The organism is Metalysinibacillus jejuensis, assembly GCF_003057615.1.
Taxonomy (GTDB): Bacteria; Bacillota; Bacilli; order Bacillales_A; family Planococcaceae; genus Metalysinibacillus; species Metalysinibacillus jejuensis.
The window spans coordinates 24,439-43,495 of record NZ_QAFW01000019.1; the positions used below are offsets into that span (position 1 = coordinate 24,439).

Annotated in this window: 18 protein-coding genes and 3 riboswitches; of the genes, 11 read left to right on the forward strand and 7 right to left on the reverse strand. The window is 44.0% G+C overall.

Annotated elements, in window-relative coordinates; all coding sequences use genetic code 11:
* Positions 1-124: 124 nt before the first annotated feature.
* Together DDE80_RS07900 and DDE80_RS07905 are read left to right on the forward strand one after the other, a co-directional pair.
* Positions 125-1,201: an undecaprenyldiphospho-muramoylpentapeptide beta-N-acetylglucosaminyltransferase gene (locus DDE80_RS07900; protein WP_108307123.1), complete on the forward strand. Its 1,077-nt coding sequence runs from the start codon at positions 125-127 to the stop codon at positions 1,199-1,201.
* 353 nt (positions 1,202-1,554) lie between these two features.
* The gene (locus tag DDE80_RS07905) at positions 1,555-2,094 is read left to right on the forward strand and encodes a GNAT family N-acetyltransferase (protein ID WP_161952298.1); all 540 of its coding nucleotides are present in this window, start codon (positions 1,555-1,557) and stop codon (positions 2,092-2,094) included.
* A gap of 54 nt (positions 2,095-2,148) precedes the next feature.
* On the opposite strand, the gene DDE80_RS07910 is transcribed toward DDE80_RS07905, so the two are convergent.
* On the reverse strand, positions 2,149-2,697 hold the full coding sequence (locus DDE80_RS07910; RefSeq protein ID WP_108307125.1) for a GNAT family N-acetyltransferase: 549 nt from the start codon (positions 2,695-2,697) through the stop codon (positions 2,149-2,151).
* 427 nt (positions 2,698-3,124) lie between these two features.
* On the opposite strand from DDE80_RS07910, the gene DDE80_RS07915 reads away from it, so the two are divergent.
* From DDE80_RS07915 to odhB, 4 genes are all read left to right on the forward strand, one after another.
* Positions 3,125-3,784 (forward strand): response regulator transcription factor, encoded by a 660-nt coding sequence (locus DDE80_RS07915; RefSeq protein WP_108307126.1) that lies wholly within the window; start codon positions 3,125-3,127, stop codon positions 3,782-3,784.
* Positions 3,781-5,109, forward strand: a complete 1,329-nt coding sequence (locus tag DDE80_RS07920; RefSeq protein WP_108307127.1) for a sensor histidine kinase — start codon at positions 3,781-3,783, stop codon at positions 5,107-5,109. Before DDE80_RS07915 ends, DDE80_RS07920 begins: the two co-directional genes overlap by 4 nt.
* Before the next feature lie 274 nt (positions 5,110-5,383).
* On the forward strand, positions 5,384-8,188 hold the full coding sequence (locus DDE80_RS07925; protein ID WP_108307128.1) for a 2-oxoglutarate dehydrogenase E1 component: 2,805 nt from the start codon (positions 5,384-5,386) through the stop codon (positions 8,186-8,188).
* Between the two features lie 272 nt (positions 8,189-8,460).
* On the forward strand, positions 8,461-9,708 hold the full coding sequence (gene odhB, locus DDE80_RS07930; protein ID WP_108307129.1) for a 2-oxoglutarate dehydrogenase complex dihydrolipoyllysine-residue succinyltransferase: 1,248 nt from the start codon (positions 8,461-8,463) through the stop codon (positions 9,706-9,708).
* A 45-nt stretch (positions 9,709-9,753) separates the two neighbouring features.
* Here odhB and DDE80_RS07935 read toward each other — a convergent pair whose 3' ends face one another.
* Positions 9,754-10,014: a hypothetical protein gene (locus tag DDE80_RS07935; RefSeq protein ID WP_108307130.1), complete on the reverse strand. Its 261-nt coding sequence runs from the start codon at positions 10,012-10,014 to the stop codon at positions 9,754-9,756.
* Positions 10,015-10,230: 216 nt separating this feature from the next.
* Positions 10,231-10,417: riboswitch (Lysine riboswitch) on the forward strand.
* A 105-nt stretch (positions 10,418-10,522) separates the two neighbouring features.
* On the opposite strand from DDE80_RS07935, the gene DDE80_RS07940 reads away from it, so the two are divergent.
* The 4 genes from DDE80_RS07940 to DDE80_RS07955 all read left to right on the forward strand — a co-directional run bounded on the left by DDE80_RS07940 (position 10,523) and on the right by DDE80_RS07955 (position 13,287).
* Positions 10,523-11,404 carry a transporter substrate-binding domain-containing protein gene (locus DDE80_RS07940; protein WP_108307131.1) on the forward strand — a complete coding sequence of 294 codons (882 nt, stop codon included), beginning with the start codon at positions 10,523-10,525 and terminating at the stop codon, positions 11,402-11,404.
* A 67-nt stretch (positions 11,405-11,471) separates the two neighbouring features.
* Positions 11,472-12,188: an amino acid ABC transporter permease gene (locus DDE80_RS07945; RefSeq protein ID WP_108307132.1), complete on the forward strand. Its 717-nt coding sequence runs from the start codon at positions 11,472-11,474 to the stop codon at positions 12,186-12,188.
* Positions 12,188-12,922: an amino acid ABC transporter ATP-binding protein gene (locus DDE80_RS07950; RefSeq protein ID WP_108307133.1), complete on the forward strand. Its 735-nt coding sequence runs from the start codon at positions 12,188-12,190 to the stop codon at positions 12,920-12,922. The genes DDE80_RS07945 and DDE80_RS07950 overlap by 1 nt, the downstream gene beginning before the upstream one ends.
* Positions 12,923-12,930: 8 nt before the next feature.
* A complete protein-coding gene (locus tag DDE80_RS07955) occupies positions 12,931-13,287 on the forward strand; it encodes a sodium:solute symporter family transporter (protein ID WP_108307134.1) in 357 nt (118 codons plus the stop codon).
* A gap of 46 nt (positions 13,288-13,333) precedes the next feature.
* Here the strand turns inward: DDE80_RS07955 and DDE80_RS07960 are convergent, their stop codons facing one another.
* Complete coding sequence (locus DDE80_RS07960; protein ID WP_108307135.1) at positions 13,334-13,933, reverse strand: biotin transporter BioY; 600 nt, start codon at positions 13,931-13,933, stop codon at positions 13,334-13,336.
* Positions 13,934-14,191: 258 nt separating this feature from the next.
* Between DDE80_RS07960 and DDE80_RS07965 the strand changes: the two genes are divergently transcribed.
* The gene (locus tag DDE80_RS07965) at positions 14,192-14,389 is read left to right on the forward strand and encodes a DUF6501 family protein (RefSeq protein ID WP_108307136.1); all 198 of its coding nucleotides are present in this window, start codon (positions 14,192-14,194) and stop codon (positions 14,387-14,389) included.
* Between the two features lie 624 nt (positions 14,390-15,013).
* Here the strand turns inward: DDE80_RS07965 and ribH are convergent.
* Genes ribH through ribD form a run of 4 tightly spaced genes read right to left on the reverse strand, consistent with a single transcriptional unit; the run spans position 15,014 to position 18,365 of the window.
* On the reverse strand, positions 15,014-15,478 hold the full coding sequence (gene ribH / locus DDE80_RS07970; RefSeq protein ID WP_108307137.1) for a 6,7-dimethyl-8-ribityllumazine synthase: 465 nt from the start codon (positions 15,476-15,478) through the stop codon (positions 15,014-15,016).
* A gap of 13 nt (positions 15,479-15,491) precedes the next feature.
* The gene (locus DDE80_RS07975) at positions 15,492-16,679 is read right to left on the reverse strand and encodes a bifunctional 3,4-dihydroxy-2-butanone-4-phosphate synthase/GTP cyclohydrolase II (RefSeq protein WP_108307138.1); all 1,188 of its coding nucleotides are present in this window, start codon (positions 16,677-16,679) and stop codon (positions 15,492-15,494) included.
* A 12-nt stretch (positions 16,680-16,691) separates the two neighbouring features.
* Entirely contained in the window at positions 16,692-17,324 is a 633-nt protein-coding gene (ribE, locus tag DDE80_RS07980) for a riboflavin synthase (RefSeq protein ID WP_108307139.1), read from the reverse strand.
* A gap of 9 nt (positions 17,325-17,333) precedes the next feature.
* The gene (gene ribD / locus DDE80_RS07985; protein WP_161952299.1) at positions 17,334-18,365 is read right to left on the reverse strand and encodes a bifunctional diaminohydroxyphosphoribosylaminopyrimidine deaminase/5-amino-6-(5-phosphoribosylamino)uracil reductase RibD; all 1,032 of its coding nucleotides are present in this window, start codon (positions 18,363-18,365) and stop codon (positions 17,334-17,336) included.
* Positions 18,366-18,463: 98 nt separating this feature from the next.
* Positions 18,464-18,580, reverse strand: a riboswitch (FMN riboswitch).
* A 73-nt stretch (positions 18,581-18,653) separates the two neighbouring features.
* Positions 18,654-18,770, reverse strand: a riboswitch (FMN riboswitch).
* Between the last annotated feature and the right edge of the window lie 287 nt (positions 18,771-19,057).

Below are 19,057 nucleotides of genomic sequence, written 5' to 3' on the forward strand. Positions count from 1 at the left end.
AAAAAAAGAGAATAGGCTGGGGGGCTTTTTTCTCACGTGCGATGTATGCTACAATAAATGAATGAAAAAAGCAAAACGTTCACAACGAAGCACGAAAGTTAGCTGAAGAACAGGAGCATAACGATTGGAACACAAAACAATTATTTTAACAGGTGGCGGCACAGCGGGGCATGTGTCACTTAATCAAGCAATTATTCCGTCACTCTTACAAAAAGGGTATGACGTTCATTATATTGGTTCAACAGATGGTATCGAGCAAGAATTAATCGGAGACGCGTTTCCGAAAGTGCCTTTTTACGGCATTGCAAGCGGCAAATTACGCCGCTATTTCTCTTTAAAAAACTTCACAGATCCGTTTCGCGTCGTTCGCGGTGTTGCACAAGCTTTTAGCATCATCCGTAAAGTGAAGCCGAGCGTGGTATTTTCTAAAGGGGGATTCGTGTCGGTACCGGTTGTTATTGCAGCGAAGTTAGCCAATGTACCGATCGTCATTCATGAGTCAGATGTGACACCAGGGCTTGCCAATAAAATCGCCTTGCCGTTTGCCTCACATGTTTTTACCGTATTTGAAGAAACATTGAAGCATTTACCATCAGACCGTTCAACGTGCACAGGCTCGATTATTCGCTCAAGCCTTTTTACCGGTGACCGCGATAAAGGTATTGCGCGCTGTGAGTTTACAGGTGATAAAGAAATTTTATTACTCATGGGCGGTAGCCAAGGGTCAAAATTACTCAATGATATTGTGCGCGATAACTTACCGCGTTTACTCGCACGCTTTGATATTATTCATCTTTGTGGTAAAGGTAATGTCGACGTTAACCTATACAATACACCAGGGTATAAGCAGTTTGAGTACGTGACCGACGAACTTTCTGACTTACTACATGCGTCAGATTACATCGTATCGCGTGCGGGCTCTAACGCCATTTTTGAGTTTTTAACCTTGCATAAGCCGATGTTACTCATCCCACTATCAGCGAAACAAAGCCGCGGCGATCAAGTATTAAACGCTAACTTGTTTAAGCGCCAAGGTTTTGCGGAAGTAATAGAAGAGGAAGCGTTAACTCAAGAAACGTTCTTCGAGGGCTTGAAAGCATTAATTGACAAGGCGCCGACGTATATTGAGCGCATGGCGGATACCCAGACGCCAAAAACGCCCGAAGAGATGGTGGAGTTAATTATCCAATACGAAAAATGAGGGGATGCTATTGTTTATTTTACAGATTTCCCGAACGAGAAAGCCCTTGCCTTTAGGCTTGGGATGAAAGTGAGGTCAGATAAGGAACGCCTACTAGGGTGTTCTAATTATCTGAATTTTTCTATGTCTTTTTATTGTAGTTAGAGTGATTAACTGATATAATCAGTAGTATGAAAAACGGTTTTGGCATGAGCCGATGCGAACGCTAATGATGGCAATGGTCGTCTTGTTCGTTAAAGTCTAAAGGAAATAAGATAGTGTCTTTGTGTTGTACCCAACCAGTAACATCGGTTGATGGGAGAGCAAAGAAGAAATCTTTTGTACTTTAGAACCTCACTTATTTATGAGTGGGAGTGTCAGCCGTCCACGATCAACTGCAATTGCAATTGTTAGAGCCACATGATGCCGAGGCACTCGTAACGCTAATTACAGCAGAGCATATGCATTTAAAGCAGTGGCTAGGTTGGCTTGAAGAGGTACCTTCGCTCGAACAACAACGCGCATTTATCGCCCAAAGCTTACAGCAGTTTGCCAGTGGCGAAGCGCTCGTTACAGGCATTCGCTATGCGGGGGTGTTATGCGGTGTCATAAGTGTCAACCGCTTTGATCATCAAACAAAGACCGCTACGCTCGGCTACTGGTTAAGTGAGCGCTACACAGGTCAGGGCATTATGACAGATGCGGTGCGTGCGATGATGTCGCTATGCTTTTTTGAGCGCGCGATGCAAGTCGTCGAAATACGCGTCGCACAACATAACGTCAAAAGCCGCATGGTCGCAAAGCGTTTAGGCTTTACAGAAGCAGAAACCGTACCAGCAGCGGAAAATTTGTATGGTCGTTTCGTCGATCACGTCGTATACCGCATGACGCGTGAAGCGTATAATCACGGATGAAAAAAGCCCGTAGCAACTGTCAATGTAGACAACTGCTGCGGGCTTTCTTTTGTATTACATTGCCTCGTGGGCAGCGTCTGCATCGGCATTCGCTGTTACAAGGTAGAATAAGTCACGTGGAATTTGGTATAATTTAAATTTTTTGTCGCCAGCATTAATTTGCTCAAGTAGTGTAGGGTGTGTATCATTCGCCTCTACAACGTATGGCAGTTTTGCTGCTGCTTTTTGTGATTTAACGTTCTCTTCGCGAATGCGTAAGAAAACAGTTTGGAAATCTAATTCAAAAAATAATTCAGATAGAAAATCGTGCTTTGCTTTTTGGTTATACCCCATGCCTTGGAACGGAAGCCCAATCCATGTGCCTAAAAAGCCAGCGCCATCTTCAATGTCGAATAAGCTAATTGTCCCAATTACTTGACCCCAATCATCAGTAATTGTGCGTGAAATAGCTGTGCCTACAGCTTCTTCTTCCATTAGCTGTTTCGTCATAAACCAGTACTCATCAGCGGATGTTGCTTTTTGACGAACATACGGGAAAACGGTCGGGTGCGATAATAACTCATATAATTCATTGCATTCTACTAACTCACGTTTTTTTAACATGCGAAACGCCTCCTTTTAAGGTCGAAAATTAATTCACTAGACGAAGCGACATCTTCTTTACGTCAAACTTTTCCCCAAGGTGAAAAAGGATAAACCTGCAAAGGAAAATAAATTATTACTATAATGAAAGTGTAATCGTTATTTTTCGAAAATGCAATTATTTTCTAGTATTTGTTCCGTAAATACTCATAAATGACTACTCATTGATTGTAAATATTATTTCATCATGCGTTTTTCTCGTAATGATTTCACGTCCAGCAAGAAGTATCATAAGTCAAAAAAAACAAGAAAGCTATAGTTATTTTTCCTGCAGAAATGGAAAATATTTTCGTCTGACACGAATTTGTCACTTGCTTTAAATATAGGGTTAAACGTGTCGTGTTTTTGCTAAAGAAAGCGTACAATTACTACTAAAGAAGGTGATAGCATGCAAAGAATTTTATTGGTAGAAGATGAAGCGAGTATCGCGCGCTTTATTGAGCTCGAACTGCAGCATGAAGGCTTTGACGTTACGGTGTTGCACGATGGACGCGAGGGGCTAGAAGCGGCGCTTACTGAGCCGTTTGATGTGCTGCTGCTCGATGTGATGTTACCGCAGTTAAGCGGCACGGAAATTTGCCGGCGCGTGCGTAAACAATCCGACGTGCCTATTATTTTAGTGACGGCGCGCGATGCGGTAACTGACCGTGTGAGCGGTTTAGATGCGGGGGCTGATGATTACATCGTCAAGCCTTTTGCAATTGAAGAGTTGCTTGCGCGTATTCGTACGATTTTACGCCGCGTGACGCCGCCAACAGAAACAACGTATGAGGTAGGTGAGGTCGTCGTCTACCCAAAGCAGCGGGCAGTGACGGCGGCGCAACAAGCGGTAGAGCTAACGAAAACAGAGTATGATTTATTAGTGTATTTAATAGAACACCGCAATCAGGTGTGTAGCCGCGACCAAATTTTAACGGCAGTATGGGGCTTTGACAGTGAAGTGGAAACGAATGTCGTGGACGTTTATATTCGTCATTTGCGCGCCAAGCTCGGCAATTATTTAACGATTGATACGGTGCGCGGTGTAGGGTATGTGATGCGCGCATGACGCTTAAACAAAAGTGGGCACTAACGGCAGGTTTATTAATCGTTGCGACGTATGCCGTCGTATGTATCGTGCTCTACGGCTTCGTTTACAACTGGTTATTGACGGAGGAACGGGCAAAGGCAGAACGCACGCTGGTCGATGTTACTTCTTATATAAATGACGGCTTGTCTATGGAAGAGTTACGTAGACAGCGCGGCATGTTAACGACGATTATTGATCAGCAAGAGACCGTTCGCATCTTTAATCAAGACGGCTTAGAAGTCGTGCGCATTAATGATAAATCTTCTGCCCAGCCACTTGAGTTAGCATTTGTCGAGCGCGTGGTAGATGGTGAGCGCGCTTTCGTAACGACGCTGCCGATACAAGTGGGCATGATGCAAGGCTATATTCAGCTCGTACATCCGTTAACGCAATTTTTAGCGATGATGCGCTATTTACTGACAGCGATGTTGCTTGCAGGCGTGATTGCGTTAATTATTGCGGTAGCTGGCGGGTACTATCTGGCAGGCTTCTTTATGCGCCCCGTGCTGACGCTGCGTGATGCGATGCGAGAAGTGGCAGAGACGGGCTTTGAAAAACGTACCGCGCTCGTAGCACGCGATGATGAAATTGGCGAATTGATCGTCGTCTATGAGCAAATGATAGCGGAGCTTGAAGCGGCTTTTTTACAGCAACATCAATTTGTGTCGGATGCTTCACACGAACTGCGCACGCCGCTCCACGCGGTAGAAGGGCATTTATCGCTACTGAAGCGCTGGGGTAAAGATGATCCTGCTGTACTCGACGAATCACTGACGCTAGCTTTAGCAGAAACAGCGCGCATGAAGACGCTAATTGAAGCGCTCCTTGCACTCGCGCGCCGAACGTCGAGCGATGAGCCGGTGAAGACGCAACTTAACGATACGATTGCTGCGGTGGAAAAAACGGTGCAAGCCGCTCATCCGCACGTGAGAATTACGACAAACCTTGCCGAAAACGTCGCTGTAAAAATTACTGCGAGCGGTCTCACACAAATTTTGCAAAATCTTTTAGTAAATGCGGTACACTATAGTAAGCAAGACCCAATCATCACTATTACGACTACAATTTCGTCTCGTAGCGCAGTCGTCACTGTCGCAGATAACGGCATCGGCATACCCGCGCAAGATTTACCGCACATCTTCGACCGCTTTTATCGTGCTGACCATGCGCGCAAACGCATCGATGGTAGCGGTCTTGGGCTGAGCATCGTGCGCATGCTTGTGGACAAGTACCAAGCGGATATTTCAGTGACGTCTGGCGAAGCGGGCACCGTGTTTACATTGACCTTGCCGCGCTGCCTATGAGGAAAGTTGCTGAATTTGACGAAAAGTATTGTATTTTTTGTGAAGAGTAGTAATATTGATATGAAAAAAAGTTCTTCTACATTGTAAGCGCTCGCTATTTGCTGTAAAAATGACTGAATAGTATCGCTTTCGGTAGGTTTAGCATCGATTGGTGTGAGTCGGAGCAAACATCGTGCAACACACTGTAAAGAATGATAGAATGTTATATGAAATGCAACATAAAATTTAACTATTGTAAATGCCGCACAAGGCAAAAATTTGGAGGTAATTTTTCATGTCGAACAATGTTACACCTTGGTCAGCTTTCGAAGGTCCTAACTTAGGGTATGTAATGGAGCAATACGACTTATTTTTACAGTCACCTGAAGAAGTCGAGCCAGGCCTAGTCGCTTTATTTGAGCAATATGGTGAACCAATCTTCGCGGACGGCACTCAACCTGCAGCCCCAACAGCAGCGCAAGCGCCAGCCAACGTTACAAAGATTTTAGCAGCGATGAAATTAGCAGAAGAAATCCGTCACCTAGGGCACTTAGCAGCAGACATTTACCCACTGAAAGACCGCAAGCTTGATTTTTCACATATCGAGCCAAAAGCCTTTGGTCTAACAGACGCAGACCTTGCAGCCCTACCGGCGACAATTTTCTTTGAAACTGTCCCAGCAGGTGTTACAAACGGTAAGCAAGCAGTAGATTATTTACGTGGTATTTATACAGGCAAAATTGCTTTTGAATACGACCATGTTGTAGTAGACGATGAGCGTAATTGGTTACGCGCTAAAATTGAGTCAGGCGCATTAAATGCACCGCTTACTACAGAAGAGAAAAAAGCCCTTCTTGAGCGCTTAACTCGCGTAGAAGGTTTCGAAAAATTCATCCACAAAACATTCGTTGGTCAAAAACGTTTCTCAATCGAAGGTTTAGACACACTTGTTGTATTAATTGATGAGTTAGATCGCTTATCACAAAAATCACACATGAACGTTTTACAAATTGGTATGGCGCACCGTGGTCGCCTAAACGTATTAACACATGTGTTAAACAAACCGTATGCGATGATGTTTGCTGACTTTGCGCACGTGTCAAATGAGTACTTCTTACCAGAAGACGGCTCGTTAGAAATTACAAAAGGTTGGACAAATGACGTTAAATACCATATGGGTGCAACATTAACAAAAACAGCAGACTATAAAGTGAAGTTAGCGTACAACCCTTCTCACTTAGAAGTAGCGAGCCCAGTCGTTACAGGTCAAACACGCGCAGCGCAAGATGATACATCAAAAGCGGGCGAGCCAACGCATGACGCGAAAAAAGCAATGGCTATCCTTGTGCATGGTGACGCAGCATTCCCAGGTCAAGGTATCGTAACGGAAACACTTAACTTCGCGAAAACAGAAGGCTTCTCAACAGGCGGTTCTGTACACATCATCTCAAATAACATGATCGGCTTTACGACAGAAACGTACGATTCTCGTTCTTCTGTTTACTCTTCTGACCCAGCAAAAGGTTATGAAGTACCAGTTGTACACGTTAACGCAGATGCACCAGAAGCAGTCGTACAAGTAGCGCGTTTAGCGTTTGAATACCGCGAAAAATTCGGCAAAGATATTTTAGTCGACTTAATCGGTTACCGCCGCTACGGTCATAACGAAACAGATGATCCAACAGTAACAAACCCAGAAACATACAAAATCGTGCCTAAGCACCCAACTGTACGCGCTCTTTACGGCGAAGCATTAGCAGCTGAAGGCGTAGTAACAGCAGATGCTGTAGCACAATTAGATACAGACATTTACGCAGAAATGCAAAAAGCATACGATCACGTGAAAGAAGTTGGCGAAACGAAAGAGCCAATTACAGTTGAAATGCCACAAGCAGTTAAAGATGGCTACCCAGCTGACGTTGATACAACGGTTGACGCGAGCGTATTAAAACAAATGAACGATGAGTTATTAGCATGGCCAGAAGGTTTTGAGCCACAAAACAAATTAGGTCGTATTTTAAAACGTCGTGAAGAAGCATTTGAAGAAGGTAAAATTGACTGGGGTCACGCAGAAACATTAGCGTTCGGTACAATCGTACAAGACGGTAATCCTGTGCGCTTCTCAGGTCAAGATGCACAGCGCGGTACGTTCTCACAACGTCACCTTGTTATTCACGATAAAAACAACGGTGCAGAGTACACACCACTTCACGGTATTACAGGCGCTAAAGCGTCGTTTAAAGTTTACAACTCACCACTTACAGAAGCGGGCGTTGTAGGCTATGAGTACGGCTACAACATGGAAAAACCAAACACGCTATCAGTATGGGAAGCACAGTTCGGTGACTTCGCTAACATGGCACAAGTGATGTTCGATAACTTCATTTCATCAAGCCGTGCAAAATGGGGTCAAAAATCAGGTTTCGTAATGTTATTACCACACGGTTACGAAGGTCAAGGACCAGAGCACTCATCAAGCCGTATGGAACGATTCCTACAATTATCAGCAGAAAACAACTGGACAGTAGCAAACTGCTCGAACGCAGGTAACTACTACCACTTATTACGTCGCCAAGCAAAAATGCTAGGTACAGAAGCGGTTCGTCCATTAGTTGTCGTATCACCTAAATATTTATTACGTCACCCATTAGCTGCTGCAACGAAAGAGCAATTAGCTGAAGGTACATTCCAAACAGTTATCGAGCAACCAGGCTTAGGTACTAACACGAAAAAAGTAGAGCGTATTTTATTTGCAAGCGGTAAAGTAGCAATCGACCTTGCTGACCGCATTAAAGATGGCGAAGGATTTGATTACTTACACATCGTACGTGTTGAGCAATTATATCCATTCCCACAACAAAAAATTGCCGATATTATCGCACGCTTCCCTAACGCTAAAGAGCTTGTTTGGGTACAAGAAGAACCGAAAAACCAAGGTTCATACTTATATGCAACACAATATATGTATGAGCTAGCTGAAGGCAAAAAACTTTCATACGTTGGCCGCCCAGCAATGTCATCAACAGCAGAAGGCGATATGGATGCACATAAAGCAGAGCAAGCGCGTCTTATCGAAGAAGCAGTAGCACAATCAAAATAAAAGCGTAGCCGCAATTTCCGCCGCGCACTGGAACCACAGAGCGCAATGCCCTGCATTGTGTGAAGTGATGAAGTGACGCCGAGGAAATAGGCGAAGCTAGCCAAAAATAAAAGCGTAGCCGCAATTTCCAAAACGCGCTAGAACTATAGCGCGTTGCGGCGATGGCTGTATGTTAAATGAAAATGTAACCAATGCCAAAACCTTGAATAATCAAGGCGGCTTCATTAAAATAATGGTTGAATGGTTGTTTTAAATCAAAGGAGGAAATTATAGTGGCTGAGATTAAAGTCCCTGAGTTAGCAGAATCGATTACGGAAGGTACAATTGCCCAGTGGGTGAAAAAAGTAGGCGACCGTGTAGAAAAAGGCGAATTCATCGTTGAGCTTGAAACAGACAAAGTAAATGCTGAAATTATTTCAGAAGAAGCAGGTGTTTTAACTGAAATTAAAGCACAAGAAGGCGACACAGTTGATGTTGGTCAAGTTATCGCAATCGTAGAAGCTGGAGAAGGCGCTGCACCAGCACCACAAGCTGAAGCACCAAAAGAAGAAAAAGCACCAGCTCAAGCTGAAACGACAGCACCAGCACCACAACAAGTGGAAGAAACAACAACAGGCGAACGCGTAGTTGCTTCACCAGCAGCACGTAAATTAGCGCGTGAAAAAGGCATTGATTTAGCAGCGATTTCACCGGTTGACCCACAAGGTCGCGTACGTGTACAAGACGTTGCAGCACACGGTTCTCAACCTGCGGCAGCACCAGCACAACAAGCACCAGTGGCAACAACAGGCGCAATGATCTTCACACCAGCTGAAGAATCAGGTCGCGTAACAGTAGAAAAAATGTCTCGTCGTCGTCAAACAATCGCGAAACGTTTACTAGAAGTTAAACAATCAACAGCGATGTTAACGACATTCAACGAAATCGACATGACTAACATCATGGCATTACGTAAACGCAAACAAGAGCAATTCGTAAAAGAAAACGACATCAAATTAGGTTTCATGTCAATCTTTACAAAAGCTGTTGTCGCAGCACTTAAAAAATATCCTTACGTTAACGCACAAATTTCTGGTAACGAAATCCACTTAAACAACTTCTTTGATATCGGTATTGCTGTATCAACTGAAGAAGGTTTAGTTGTACCAGTAGTACGTGATGCAGACCGCAAAAACTTCGCAGCTATCGAGCGCGATATTAAAGAATTAGCGGGTAAAGCACGCGACAAAAAATTAGGTCTTAACGATATGGCAGGCGGTTCATTCACAATCACGAACGGTGGTGTGTTTGGTTCATTAATGTCTACACCAATCATGAACGGTACACAACCAGGTATCCTTGGTATGCACTCAATCGTTCAACGCCCAGTAGCAGTGAACGGCGAAATCGAAATCCGTCCAATGATGTACGTGGCACTTTCTTATGACCACCGTATTATCGACGGTAAAGACTCTGTAGGTTTCTTAAAAACGGTTAAAGAATTAATCGAAAACCCAGAAGATTTATTATTAAACTCATAAAATTGACAAAGGGTCGCGCTAACTTCTGTTAGGGCGGCCCTTTTTTTAGTGGCTAAAAAATTGATAGGCGGCATACGTTACGAGTGGGAGCGTCATAATAACGAGTGCGCCAATTATCGTGTATAGTTTTTTATCAAGAGGGTAGCGCAAATGATACGCATAAGCAAGCAATGTCGTGACGAGTAGGAGTAGGGCGAGCGTAATGCCATTAAGTGTTGTTAAGCCGTGTTGCCAGTTTTGGACAGTGCCGTACAGCGCGATCAATAACACAGCGCTCATCAGCAAAAAGTGTAACCATTTTTTCATATCATCCCTCGCTTTCTCTATTCTTTTCTCGTTTTCCGTATTGTTAAACATTATACATAATTTTACTAGTTAAGCAGTATAGTACCGTAATAAATATACAGAAAACTACATGAAAATTCACCCTATTTTCAGAAAAATGGCGAAATAGTGTTGACAATGTGAAAAAATTACGATAACATGACAAGTAATTAAATAAACAAATACCTCATCAATTTTGATTGAGGTAGAGGCGCGATATTTATTAGATTACAGCAGAGTGTAAGCAACGATGAAGCTATAATGAAGGAAATATCGCCGAAGTGTATAAGTGAGCTTTACGCTTATATGCTGGGGTTGCAGTTAACAATTGCAACACTGTCTTAGTAAACGTTATTCCTTTTTACTAAGTTGAGCTATCTCGAGTAGGAATGTGATGTGGAATTTTGGGGCAATATGTAGGCGACCTAAAGATTTTCACGTAGGGTCGTTTTTTTGTATTGTTTATAGGTAAAAAGAGGAGGAATTGGCAATGAATAAAAAAATGCTACTTATGATTGTCGCAATATTCACAACAATCGTACTTGCTGCATGCGGTGGTAAGGATAAAGACGATGCGGCAACAGACGGCGACGCAAGTGATGACAGCAAAGAATTTCGCGTAGGGATGGAGGCAGATTATCCACCTTACAACTGGACACAAAATGACGATGCTAATGGCGCCGTTGCTATTAAAGGCAGCAAAGAGTTTGCGGGCGGTTATGACATCGCTTTTGCTAAAAAAGTAGCAGAAGGCTTAGGTAAAGAGCTTGTTATCGTAAAAATGGGCTGGGATGGTTTAGTACCAGCACTACAATCTAATAAAATTGATGCGATTATGGCGGGTATGTCACCGACAGCTGAGCGTAAAAAAACGATTGATTTTACGGATATTTATTACCAATCTGACTTTGTACTAGTAGTACGTAAAGATAGCGACTATATTAAAGATCACTATAAAGAAGGCGAAAAATTCGTCGAAATGGATTCGATTCAAGCGTTTAAAGGGGCTAAGTTAACAGGTCAATTAAATACATCACACTATGATGTGATTGATCAAATCGACGGCGTGAAAAAAGAAACAGCGATGGACAACTTCTCAGCACAACGTGTAGCGTTGCAGTCAGGTAAAATTGACGGTTATGTTTCAGAGCGTCCTGAAGGGATTTCGGCATCACAAGCACTAGAAGACTTCACGTATGTTGTATTTAAAGAAGGCTTTGAAGCAGACCCAACAGAGTCTTCAATCGCGGTTGGTTTACGTAAAGACGATGCTAACAAAGCTAAAATCGATGAAATTTTACAAGGTATCTCTGAAGAAGAGCGCCAAAAAATTATGGAAGACGCAATTCAGCAACAACCATCAGCAAAATAAGCAGATGGTAAGGGGGCGTAAATGTACGCCTCTCTTTTTTATTAGCGATGAGCAGGGGGAGACAGACATGAGTTTAGATTGGATTATTTCCATTGTAGAGAACAACTGGCACTTATTATTACGTGCTATGGGCATCACATTGCTTATCGCGTTAATTGGTACAGTTATTGGTGCACTTATCGGATTTGTGATTGGTATAATTGATACAATTCCTAAAACAAAATCACCAAAGCAAGTATTGCTTAAAGTGGTACGCTTTATTTTAGCGTGCTATGTAGAGTTTTTCCGTGGTACACCAATGATGGTACAAGCCATGGTCGTTTATTACGGCTTAGATATGGCACTTGGCATTGATTTAAACATTTTAACGGCAGGTATTTTAGTCGTTTCGCTAAACACAGGTGCCTATATGGCAGAGATTGTACGCGGTGGTATCGTGTCGATTGATAAAGGGCAGTACGAAGCAGCGCAAGCGATCGGTATGAGCCATGTGCAAACGATGATGCACGTCGTATTACCACAAGTAGGACGCAATATTTTACCAGCAACAGGCAACCAACTTATTATGAATATTAAAGATACAGCGGTACTTAGCGTGATTGGCGTTAATGAGTTATTCTTCCAAACGAAGTCGATTGCAGGCGCTAACTTCCGCTACTTTGAAGCCTTCTTTATCGCAAGTATTTTATACTTAGTGATGACCTTTACCGCGACGCGTATTTTACGCTGGATGGAACGCCGTTTAGACGGCCCACAAGCATTTGAGAAGAAGGAGGTAGCGTAATGGAAACAGTCATTGATATTAAACATTTAAGCAAATCCTTCGGCAGTAATGAAGTGTTAAAGGATGTTAATTTTGAGGTGAAGAAGGGCGAGGTTGTGACGTTAATTGGCTCATCTGGCTCGGGTAAATCAACCTTACTGCGCTGTGTTAATCTTCTTGAAACGCCAAATGGTGGCGAAATCATTTATAAAGGCAATGATATTTTAAAAGAAATGAAAAACGTAGAGCAATACCGCACACACCTTGGCATGGTGTTTCAGCAATTTAACTTATTTAATAATTTAACCGTGCTAGATAATTGTATTGTAGGGCAAGTGAAAGTGCTAAAGCGCAGTAAAGCCGAAGCGATTAAAGTTGCAGAGGAGTATTTACAGCTTGTCGGCATGGAGGCGTATGTGAATGCGCGTCCGCGTCAGCTGTCAGGCGGGCAAAAGCAGCGTGTAGCCATTGCGCGTGCGCTGTGTATGAACCCTGATGTCATGCTATTTGACGAACCAACGAGCGCGCTTGACCCAGAAATGGTAGGCGAGGTACTAAAAGTAATGCGTAAGCTTGCGGATGATGGTAACACGATGTTAATTGTGACGCATGAAATGCAGTTTGCGCGTGAAGTATCTGATCGCATTGTTTTTATGGATAAGGGGGTTATTGTCGAGCAGGGCACGCCTGATGAGGTGTTACTTAACCCGCAACATGACCGTACAAAAGCGTTTTTACAACGCACATTTGCTTAATAGACGCGATGTACTCTTTAGCGGCTGTATTATCGGCAGTAATGAGTACGATTTCTTCGCAGCTTATCGTAACGTCATCGGCGCTTGTCGAAGACTTATACAAAGCGTTTAATAAAACACCGAAATCAGATAGTTACTATGTATTTTTAGGACGCTTAGCGGTATTTTTCGTGTCAGTCGGCGCAGTAGTGACGTTTGTGTGGGGGAAGGCGAAATGGCTAGGGCTTTATGAAATCATTCCGGGCTTCTTCTTAGGATTGCTTGCTATTGTAGTCGTAAGCTTACTAACGTACCGTCCAAATAAAGAAATTGATGAAACATTTGACGCAGCAATTGCGCATTTAAAAGAGGAAATGAAAAAATAAGTACAAAAAGAGGCTGTCCCATTAACGGGGCAACCTCTTTTGTCGTTTACGCTTTATTAATTTTTAAGATTTTATTAATACGGAAGGCGAAGAACCCTGCAAAGACGCCTAAAATAATATCTTTCGGTAGTGGGCCAAGCATCCAAGCCCAAGCCATCCAGTAGTTAAAACCTTCTGGTGCGCCTGCCCACAACATGTACGCGCCGTACATCCAGTTCGTACCGATGACGTACGTAATTACGGTGCTGACAAGTGAAGCGATGACATAACTTTTAACCGTGCCATTTTTTTCTGTCATTTTGCCAATAATGTAGGCAATTAAAATAAAGACGATGATAAAGCCAAACGTTGGTGCGAGTAACATCGACATGCCGCCTTTAAAGCCTGCGAATACCGGTGCACCTGCTAAGCCGATTAATGTGTAAACGAGCATAGCGATCGCGCCTTTACGCGCCCCTAAAATTAACCCGGCTAGTGTAGCAAAAAAAGATTGTAGCGTAATAGGTACGCCACCTACGACTAAGAAAGGGGCGAACGTTGTAATGTTTGCGCCAATCATCATTAATGTTGCGAACAGTGCGCAATATACCATATCAAGCGTGGAGAACCGACTGCCTGCACGCGCTTGTTGAACCGTTGTTGCCATTTTAATCACTCCAAAAAAATAGTATGGTTATAGTTTAGTGGAGTAAAGTCTGTAAGTCAACTACATATTTAACTTAGTTAACACAAATGGTTAACGGCGCGAATTCCATTCTGAAAAAATCACAAAAGCGATGACGACGGCAAAGGCGATGGCATAAAACCACGGCGGTACGCTCATAAATTTCACCTCCAGCTCTCCACAAACACGCTAAAATCGTATACACTAGAGAAGACGAATTTAACACGAGGAGAGATTGCTATGCTTCATAATACATGGAAAGATGCGCCAACGCTACGCACAGTAACTTGTACGCATACGAATGCAGCAAAATATTTAGTATCAAATGTTTTAACGGTAGGAAAAGAATACGAAGTGAAAAACGAAACGGACGAATTTATTTTTGTCATTGACAATACCGGCCATATTGGCGGTTATTATAAAACGTATTTTAAATAAAAAGCGACTCCCGCTGTTCAACGCTGAAGCAATTTGGAGCGCATGCCGCTGAAAACATGTTTTTGTTTTCAAGGCTTGTGCGAAAATGGCGAAGCGTTAGCGGGAAGGCGCTGGATTGAATAAAAAGCAAAAAACACCGTTTAGCCCCCGTGAACTTTGGAAGGCGTCACCTAGAAGTTCCACTTCTAAGGTGGCGACTGAAAAGTAGAGGGGGTTGGTGTTTTATTGCTGGATTGAATAAAAAGCATCTCCCGCCGTTCAGCCCCGCCAGGTTTGGAAGGGTGCGCGGAGAAGTTCCACTTCTCCAGCGTAACCTGAAAACAGGAAGGGGCTGGTGGGAAAGATGCTGGATTAAATAAAAAGCATCTCCCACCGTTCAGCCCCGCCAGGTTTGGAAGGGTGCGCGGAGAAGTTCCACTTCTCCAGCGTAACCTGAAAACAGGAAGGGGCTGGTGGGAAAGATGCTGGATTGAATAAAAAGCGACTCCCACCGTTCAGCCCCGCCCAATTGAGAGAGTCGCGGCGGAGAAGTTCCAAAGTAGTGGAGATGCAACGATCACTGAGCTATAGTATGCAATAATATCAAAAGGCGAAAGGGTAGCGATTACCCCTTCGCCTTTTGTTTTACAGTAGTTTTGTAAGGTTTGCCATTTCAATTGCAGCTACTGCTGAATCATAGCCTTTGTTGCCAGCTTTTGTACCAGCGCGTTCAATAGCTTGTTCGATGGTTTCTGTTGTGACAATACCGAAAATGGTCGGTACGCCAGATTGTAAGCCGACTTGTGCAATGCCTTTAGCCGCTTCATTACATACATAATCATAATGCGTCGTTGCCCCGCGAATGACGGTGCCTAAGCCGATAACAGCATCATATTTTTGACTTTCGACCATTTTTTTAGCGAAAAATGGTACTTCAAATGCGCCAGGTACCCAGGCAACTTCAATGTTAGCGTCGTCAACACCGTGACGTTTTAAGCCGTCAATAGCACCAGCGAGTAATTTGTCGTTAATAAATTCATTGAAGCGGCCTACAACGATGCCGATTTTTAAATCTGTACCTACGAGTTGTGCTTGTAAAATATTTACCATGAAAAAATCCTCCTTATAATAGGTGTTGCATTTTTTGTTGTTTTGTTGCCATATACTTCGCGTTTTCTTCAGCAAGCCCTACAATAATAGGTACGCGTGCGGCTACGTTAATGCCGTAACGTTCGAGCTGGGCTACTTTATCAGGGTTATTCGTTAATAAACGTACCGTCGTCACACCTAAATCTTTCAGCATTTGAGCGCATAGGCGGTAGTCGCGTAACTCGCTCGCAAAGCCTAACATTTCGTTAGCTTCGACAGTATCATACCCTTGTTCTTGCAGTTCGTACGCCTTTAATTTATTAAGTAAGCCGATGCCGCGACCTTCTTGACGCATATACAAAACAGCGCCTGTTCCGTCTTGTTCAATCATCGCTAGTGCCGCTTCAAGTTGTGGTCCGCAATCACAGCGTTTTGAACCAAATACATCGCCCGTTAAACATTCCGAATGAATGCGTACGAGTGGTGCTTCGGCTTGATGCAATTCACCTTTTGTAATGGCGATATGCTCCTTATGGTCGAGCGTATTGCTGTAGCCAATCATCGTAAAGTTACCTTGTGCGGTAGGCATTGCTACGCTCGCCTCGCGCGTAATTACTTGTTCTTTTTCGAGGCGGTAATTGATTAACGCTTCGATTGTAATAATTTTCATATTAAGCAAGGCGGCCATTTTTTGTAGCTCAGGTAGGCGAGCCATCGTGCCGTCTTCATTCATAATTTCGCAAATGACACCTGCGTGGGTGCTCCCAGCAAGCATCGCTAAATCTACAGCTGCTTCGGTATGACCAGGGCGTGCGAGCACACCGTCTGGCTTAGCGATAAGAGGGAAGACGTGTCCTGGGCGGCGGAAATGTTCCGCTTTAGCAGTAGGATCAATCAGTTTTTGAATCGTTGTGGCACGCTCAAATGCGCTAATGCCTGTTGTAGTATCAATATGGTCAACACTTACGGTAAATGCTGTTTGGTGAAAATCGGTATTGCGTTCGACCATAGGCGCAAGCTGTAAATGGCTCGCAATTACTGGGCTTAGGGGTGTACAAATTAAGCCTTTACCAAATGAAGCCATAAAGTTAATGACTTCAGGTGTAGCGTGTTCGGCAAGCGCAATAAAATCGCCTTCGTTTTCACGGTTTTCGTCATCTACGACGATAATAATTTTGCCCTCTTTTAAATCTTCGAGTGCTTCTTCGATTGTATGAAACATACTATGACCACCTTAAAATCCGTTTTGTCGTAAAAAATCTGTTGTAATGGTACCGCTTTGTTTTTGCAACTTGCGAGCTACGTATTTGCCTAAAAGATCCGTTTCGATATTGACGCTAGCGCGCTCGCCTTTAAAGCCGAGTGTCGTTTCGTCAAACGTATGCGGGATAAGGGATACCGTAACTTGCTCAGGTTGTAAATCAAAAATCGTTAAACTGATGCCGTCAATGGCAATCGAGCCACGTGGGATACACGTTGCGCTCGCTTCTTTAGAAATTTTAATATCGAAATAAACCGCGTTGGCGTAAGGGCGTTTGCGTAAAATTGTTCCTACTTCATCCACATGACCTGCGACGAAGTGACCGCCAAAGCGCCGGTTAGCTGCCATGGCACGCTCGACGTTAACGTTATCGCCTGTTTGCAATGACGATAAGGTCGTAGCGCGGACTGTCTCTGGCATAACGTCGGCTGTAAAACTTTTTGCTGTAAAGCTTGTCACCGTAAGGCAAACGCCGTTAACTGCGATGCTATCGCCAATTTGCATATCGGTCATAATGGTGTTAGCACCGATTGTAAACGCGATAGCTTCGGGGCGCTTGGCCATTTTTTCGATAGTGCCTAGCTCTTCTATAATGCCTGTAAACAAAGGCTCACCTCATTTTAGCGTCATCGTAATTTTAATATCTTCGCCAATGCGCGTTACCTCATCGAACGTAAAGGGACGGGGTAGGGCAGACGTCACCATTGGCAGTGCGCTGTCGCCGAGTAGCTTTGGCGCGACGTACGTAATCATTTTTTGCACAAAACCTTGTTGTAAAAAAGCATCCGCAATGCCGCAACCTGCCTCGACATACAGCGTCATAATGCCTTCGTCTGCAAGGCGACGTAAAATATTGCCGAGTGAACAATTGTCGAGTACGAAGACGCGCACATTCGGTAAATCGCGCGGTGCTGTCGTAAAGAGCCACGTCGGTGCAGCGTGATCGGTAAAGACAGTAGCGTTCGCTTTAATTTTGCCGAAGCGGTCGATAATGACGCGCACCGGTTGTTTTTTCGTTATGCTTAGGCGATTCGTTAAGCTCGGGTCGTCGATGCACACGGTGTTCGTGCCGACTAAAATGGCATCGTGCTGCGAACGCGCTAAGTGTACGTCTTCCTTCACTTTTTTACCTGTAATAAACGTTTGCTCGCCCTCGCTCGCGGTAATTTTGCCATCGAGTGAAATGGCTTGCTTTAGCGTAACGTACGGCTGATGTTGTGAAATGAAATGGAAAAACGGTGCGTTTAACGCTTTCGCTTCGGTTTCGCATAAGCCCACGCTCACCGCAATGCCCGCTTCCTCTAAGCGCCTTGCGCCTTTTCCTGCAACGAGCGGGTTAGGGTCGAGCGTTGCTACAAAAACATGGGCCACTTGCGCTGTGATAAGGGCATCTACGCAAGCACCTGTTTGCCCAATGTGATTGCACGGCTCGAGTGTTACATACACGTTAGCACCTTTTGCTTTGTCGCCTGCGATTTTTAAGGCGTTCACTTCGGCATGCGCATCGCCTGCTTTTAAGTGGGCACCGAAACCGATAATGTCCTCACCCTTAGTGATGACACAGCCGACAAGCGGGTTCGGGGATGTTTGATTTTTACCAGTTTCCGCAAGTTGTAAAGCAAATTGCATAAATTGTTGATCTGTCATAACATCACCTCCAAAAATAATAAAAAGCCCACTGCATGATACAGGGGCTTGTGAAGTAGGCATTGCGAAATAAACCAGCCTATACGCTAGTTTTTTGCCACTTCCTTCTCTCATCCAGACTGTACTGTCGGCTTTGGAATTTCACCAAATCCTGCTCCGTGGAGCTCGCGGGCTATACCGCCGGTTGGGACTTGCACCCGACCCCGAAGGAAAACTATGCAATTGAAAAAGACCACACAAATGTTTTTGTGGGGTCAGAAAATAAGCTACGCGAAAGCACGTAACTTTTACTTCCTTCTCTCATCCAGACTGTACTGTCGGCTTTGGAATTTCACCAAATCCTGCTCCGTGGAGCTCGCGGGCTATACCGCCGGTTAGGATTTTCACCTGACCCCGAAGGAAACGATTCGTATGTGACACCAATTATACATGAATGTTCAGAAAAATCTAGTAAAGAATTTTAGCGCCACGACGAGCGGCATAAAAAAACCGTAGAAATACGAATATTTCTGCGGGTGTTTATAAGTCGCGACGTGAACTACCCACCACTTATTGACCTTGCGGTCTAATTGAAGTGGGGGCTTCTCGACTTATCGTTGCTTTTACTAGCCAACGAAAACTGACCGAGCTAACCCTCTTGTTCCAAGAGTTTTTGTTTCTATGCTAATGCCAATAGGCGAATGCCTTCATTT

Bases quoted from the DNA above. Each gene is read 5' to 3' on its own strand.
- DDE80_RS07945 (WP_108307132.1), top strand. From the start codon at position 11,472: ATGAGTTTAGATTGGATTATTTCCATTGTAGAGAACAACTGGCACTTA.
- DDE80_RS07955 (WP_108307134.1), top strand. From the start codon at position 12,931: ATGTACTCTTTAGCGGCTGTATTATCGGCAGTAATGAGTACGATTTCT.
- DDE80_RS07925 (WP_108307128.1), top strand. From the start codon at position 5,384: ATGTCGAACAATGTTACACCTTGGTCAGCTTTCGAAGGTCCTAACTTA.
- DDE80_RS07975 (WP_108307138.1), bottom strand. From the start codon at position 16,679: ATGTTTCATACAATCGAAGAAGCACTCGAAGATTTAAAAGAGGGCAAA.
- DDE80_RS07935 (WP_108307130.1), bottom strand. From the start codon at position 10,014: ATGAAAAAATGGTTACACTTTTTGCTGATGAGCGCTGTGTTATTGATC.
- DDE80_RS07915 (WP_108307126.1), top strand. From the start codon at position 3,125: ATGCAAAGAATTTTATTGGTAGAAGATGAAGCGAGTATCGCGCGCTTT.
- DDE80_RS07960 (WP_108307135.1), bottom strand. From the start codon at position 13,933: ATGGCAACAACGGTTCAACAAGCGCGTGCAGGCAGTCGGTTCTCCACG.
- ribH (WP_108307137.1), bottom strand. From the start codon at position 15,478: ATGGTAAATATTTTACAAGCACAACTCGTAGGTACAGATTTAAAAATC.
- DDE80_RS07950 (WP_108307133.1), top strand. From the start codon at position 12,188: ATGGAAACAGTCATTGATATTAAACATTTAAGCAAATCCTTCGGCAGT.
- DDE80_RS07910 (WP_108307125.1), bottom strand. From the start codon at position 2,697: ATGTTAAAAAAACGTGAGTTAGTAGAATGCAATGAATTATATGAGTTA.
- DDE80_RS07920 (WP_108307127.1), top strand. From the start codon at position 3,781: ATGACGCTTAAACAAAAGTGGGCACTAACGGCAGGTTTATTAATCGTT.
- DDE80_RS07965 (WP_108307136.1), top strand. From the start codon at position 14,192: ATGCTTCATAATACATGGAAAGATGCGCCAACGCTACGCACAGTAACT.
- DDE80_RS07940 (WP_108307131.1), top strand. From the start codon at position 10,523: ATGAATAAAAAAATGCTACTTATGATTGTCGCAATATTCACAACAATC.
- ribD (WP_161952299.1), bottom strand. From the start codon at position 18,365: ATGACAGATCAACAATTTATGCAATTTGCTTTACAACTTGCGGAAACT.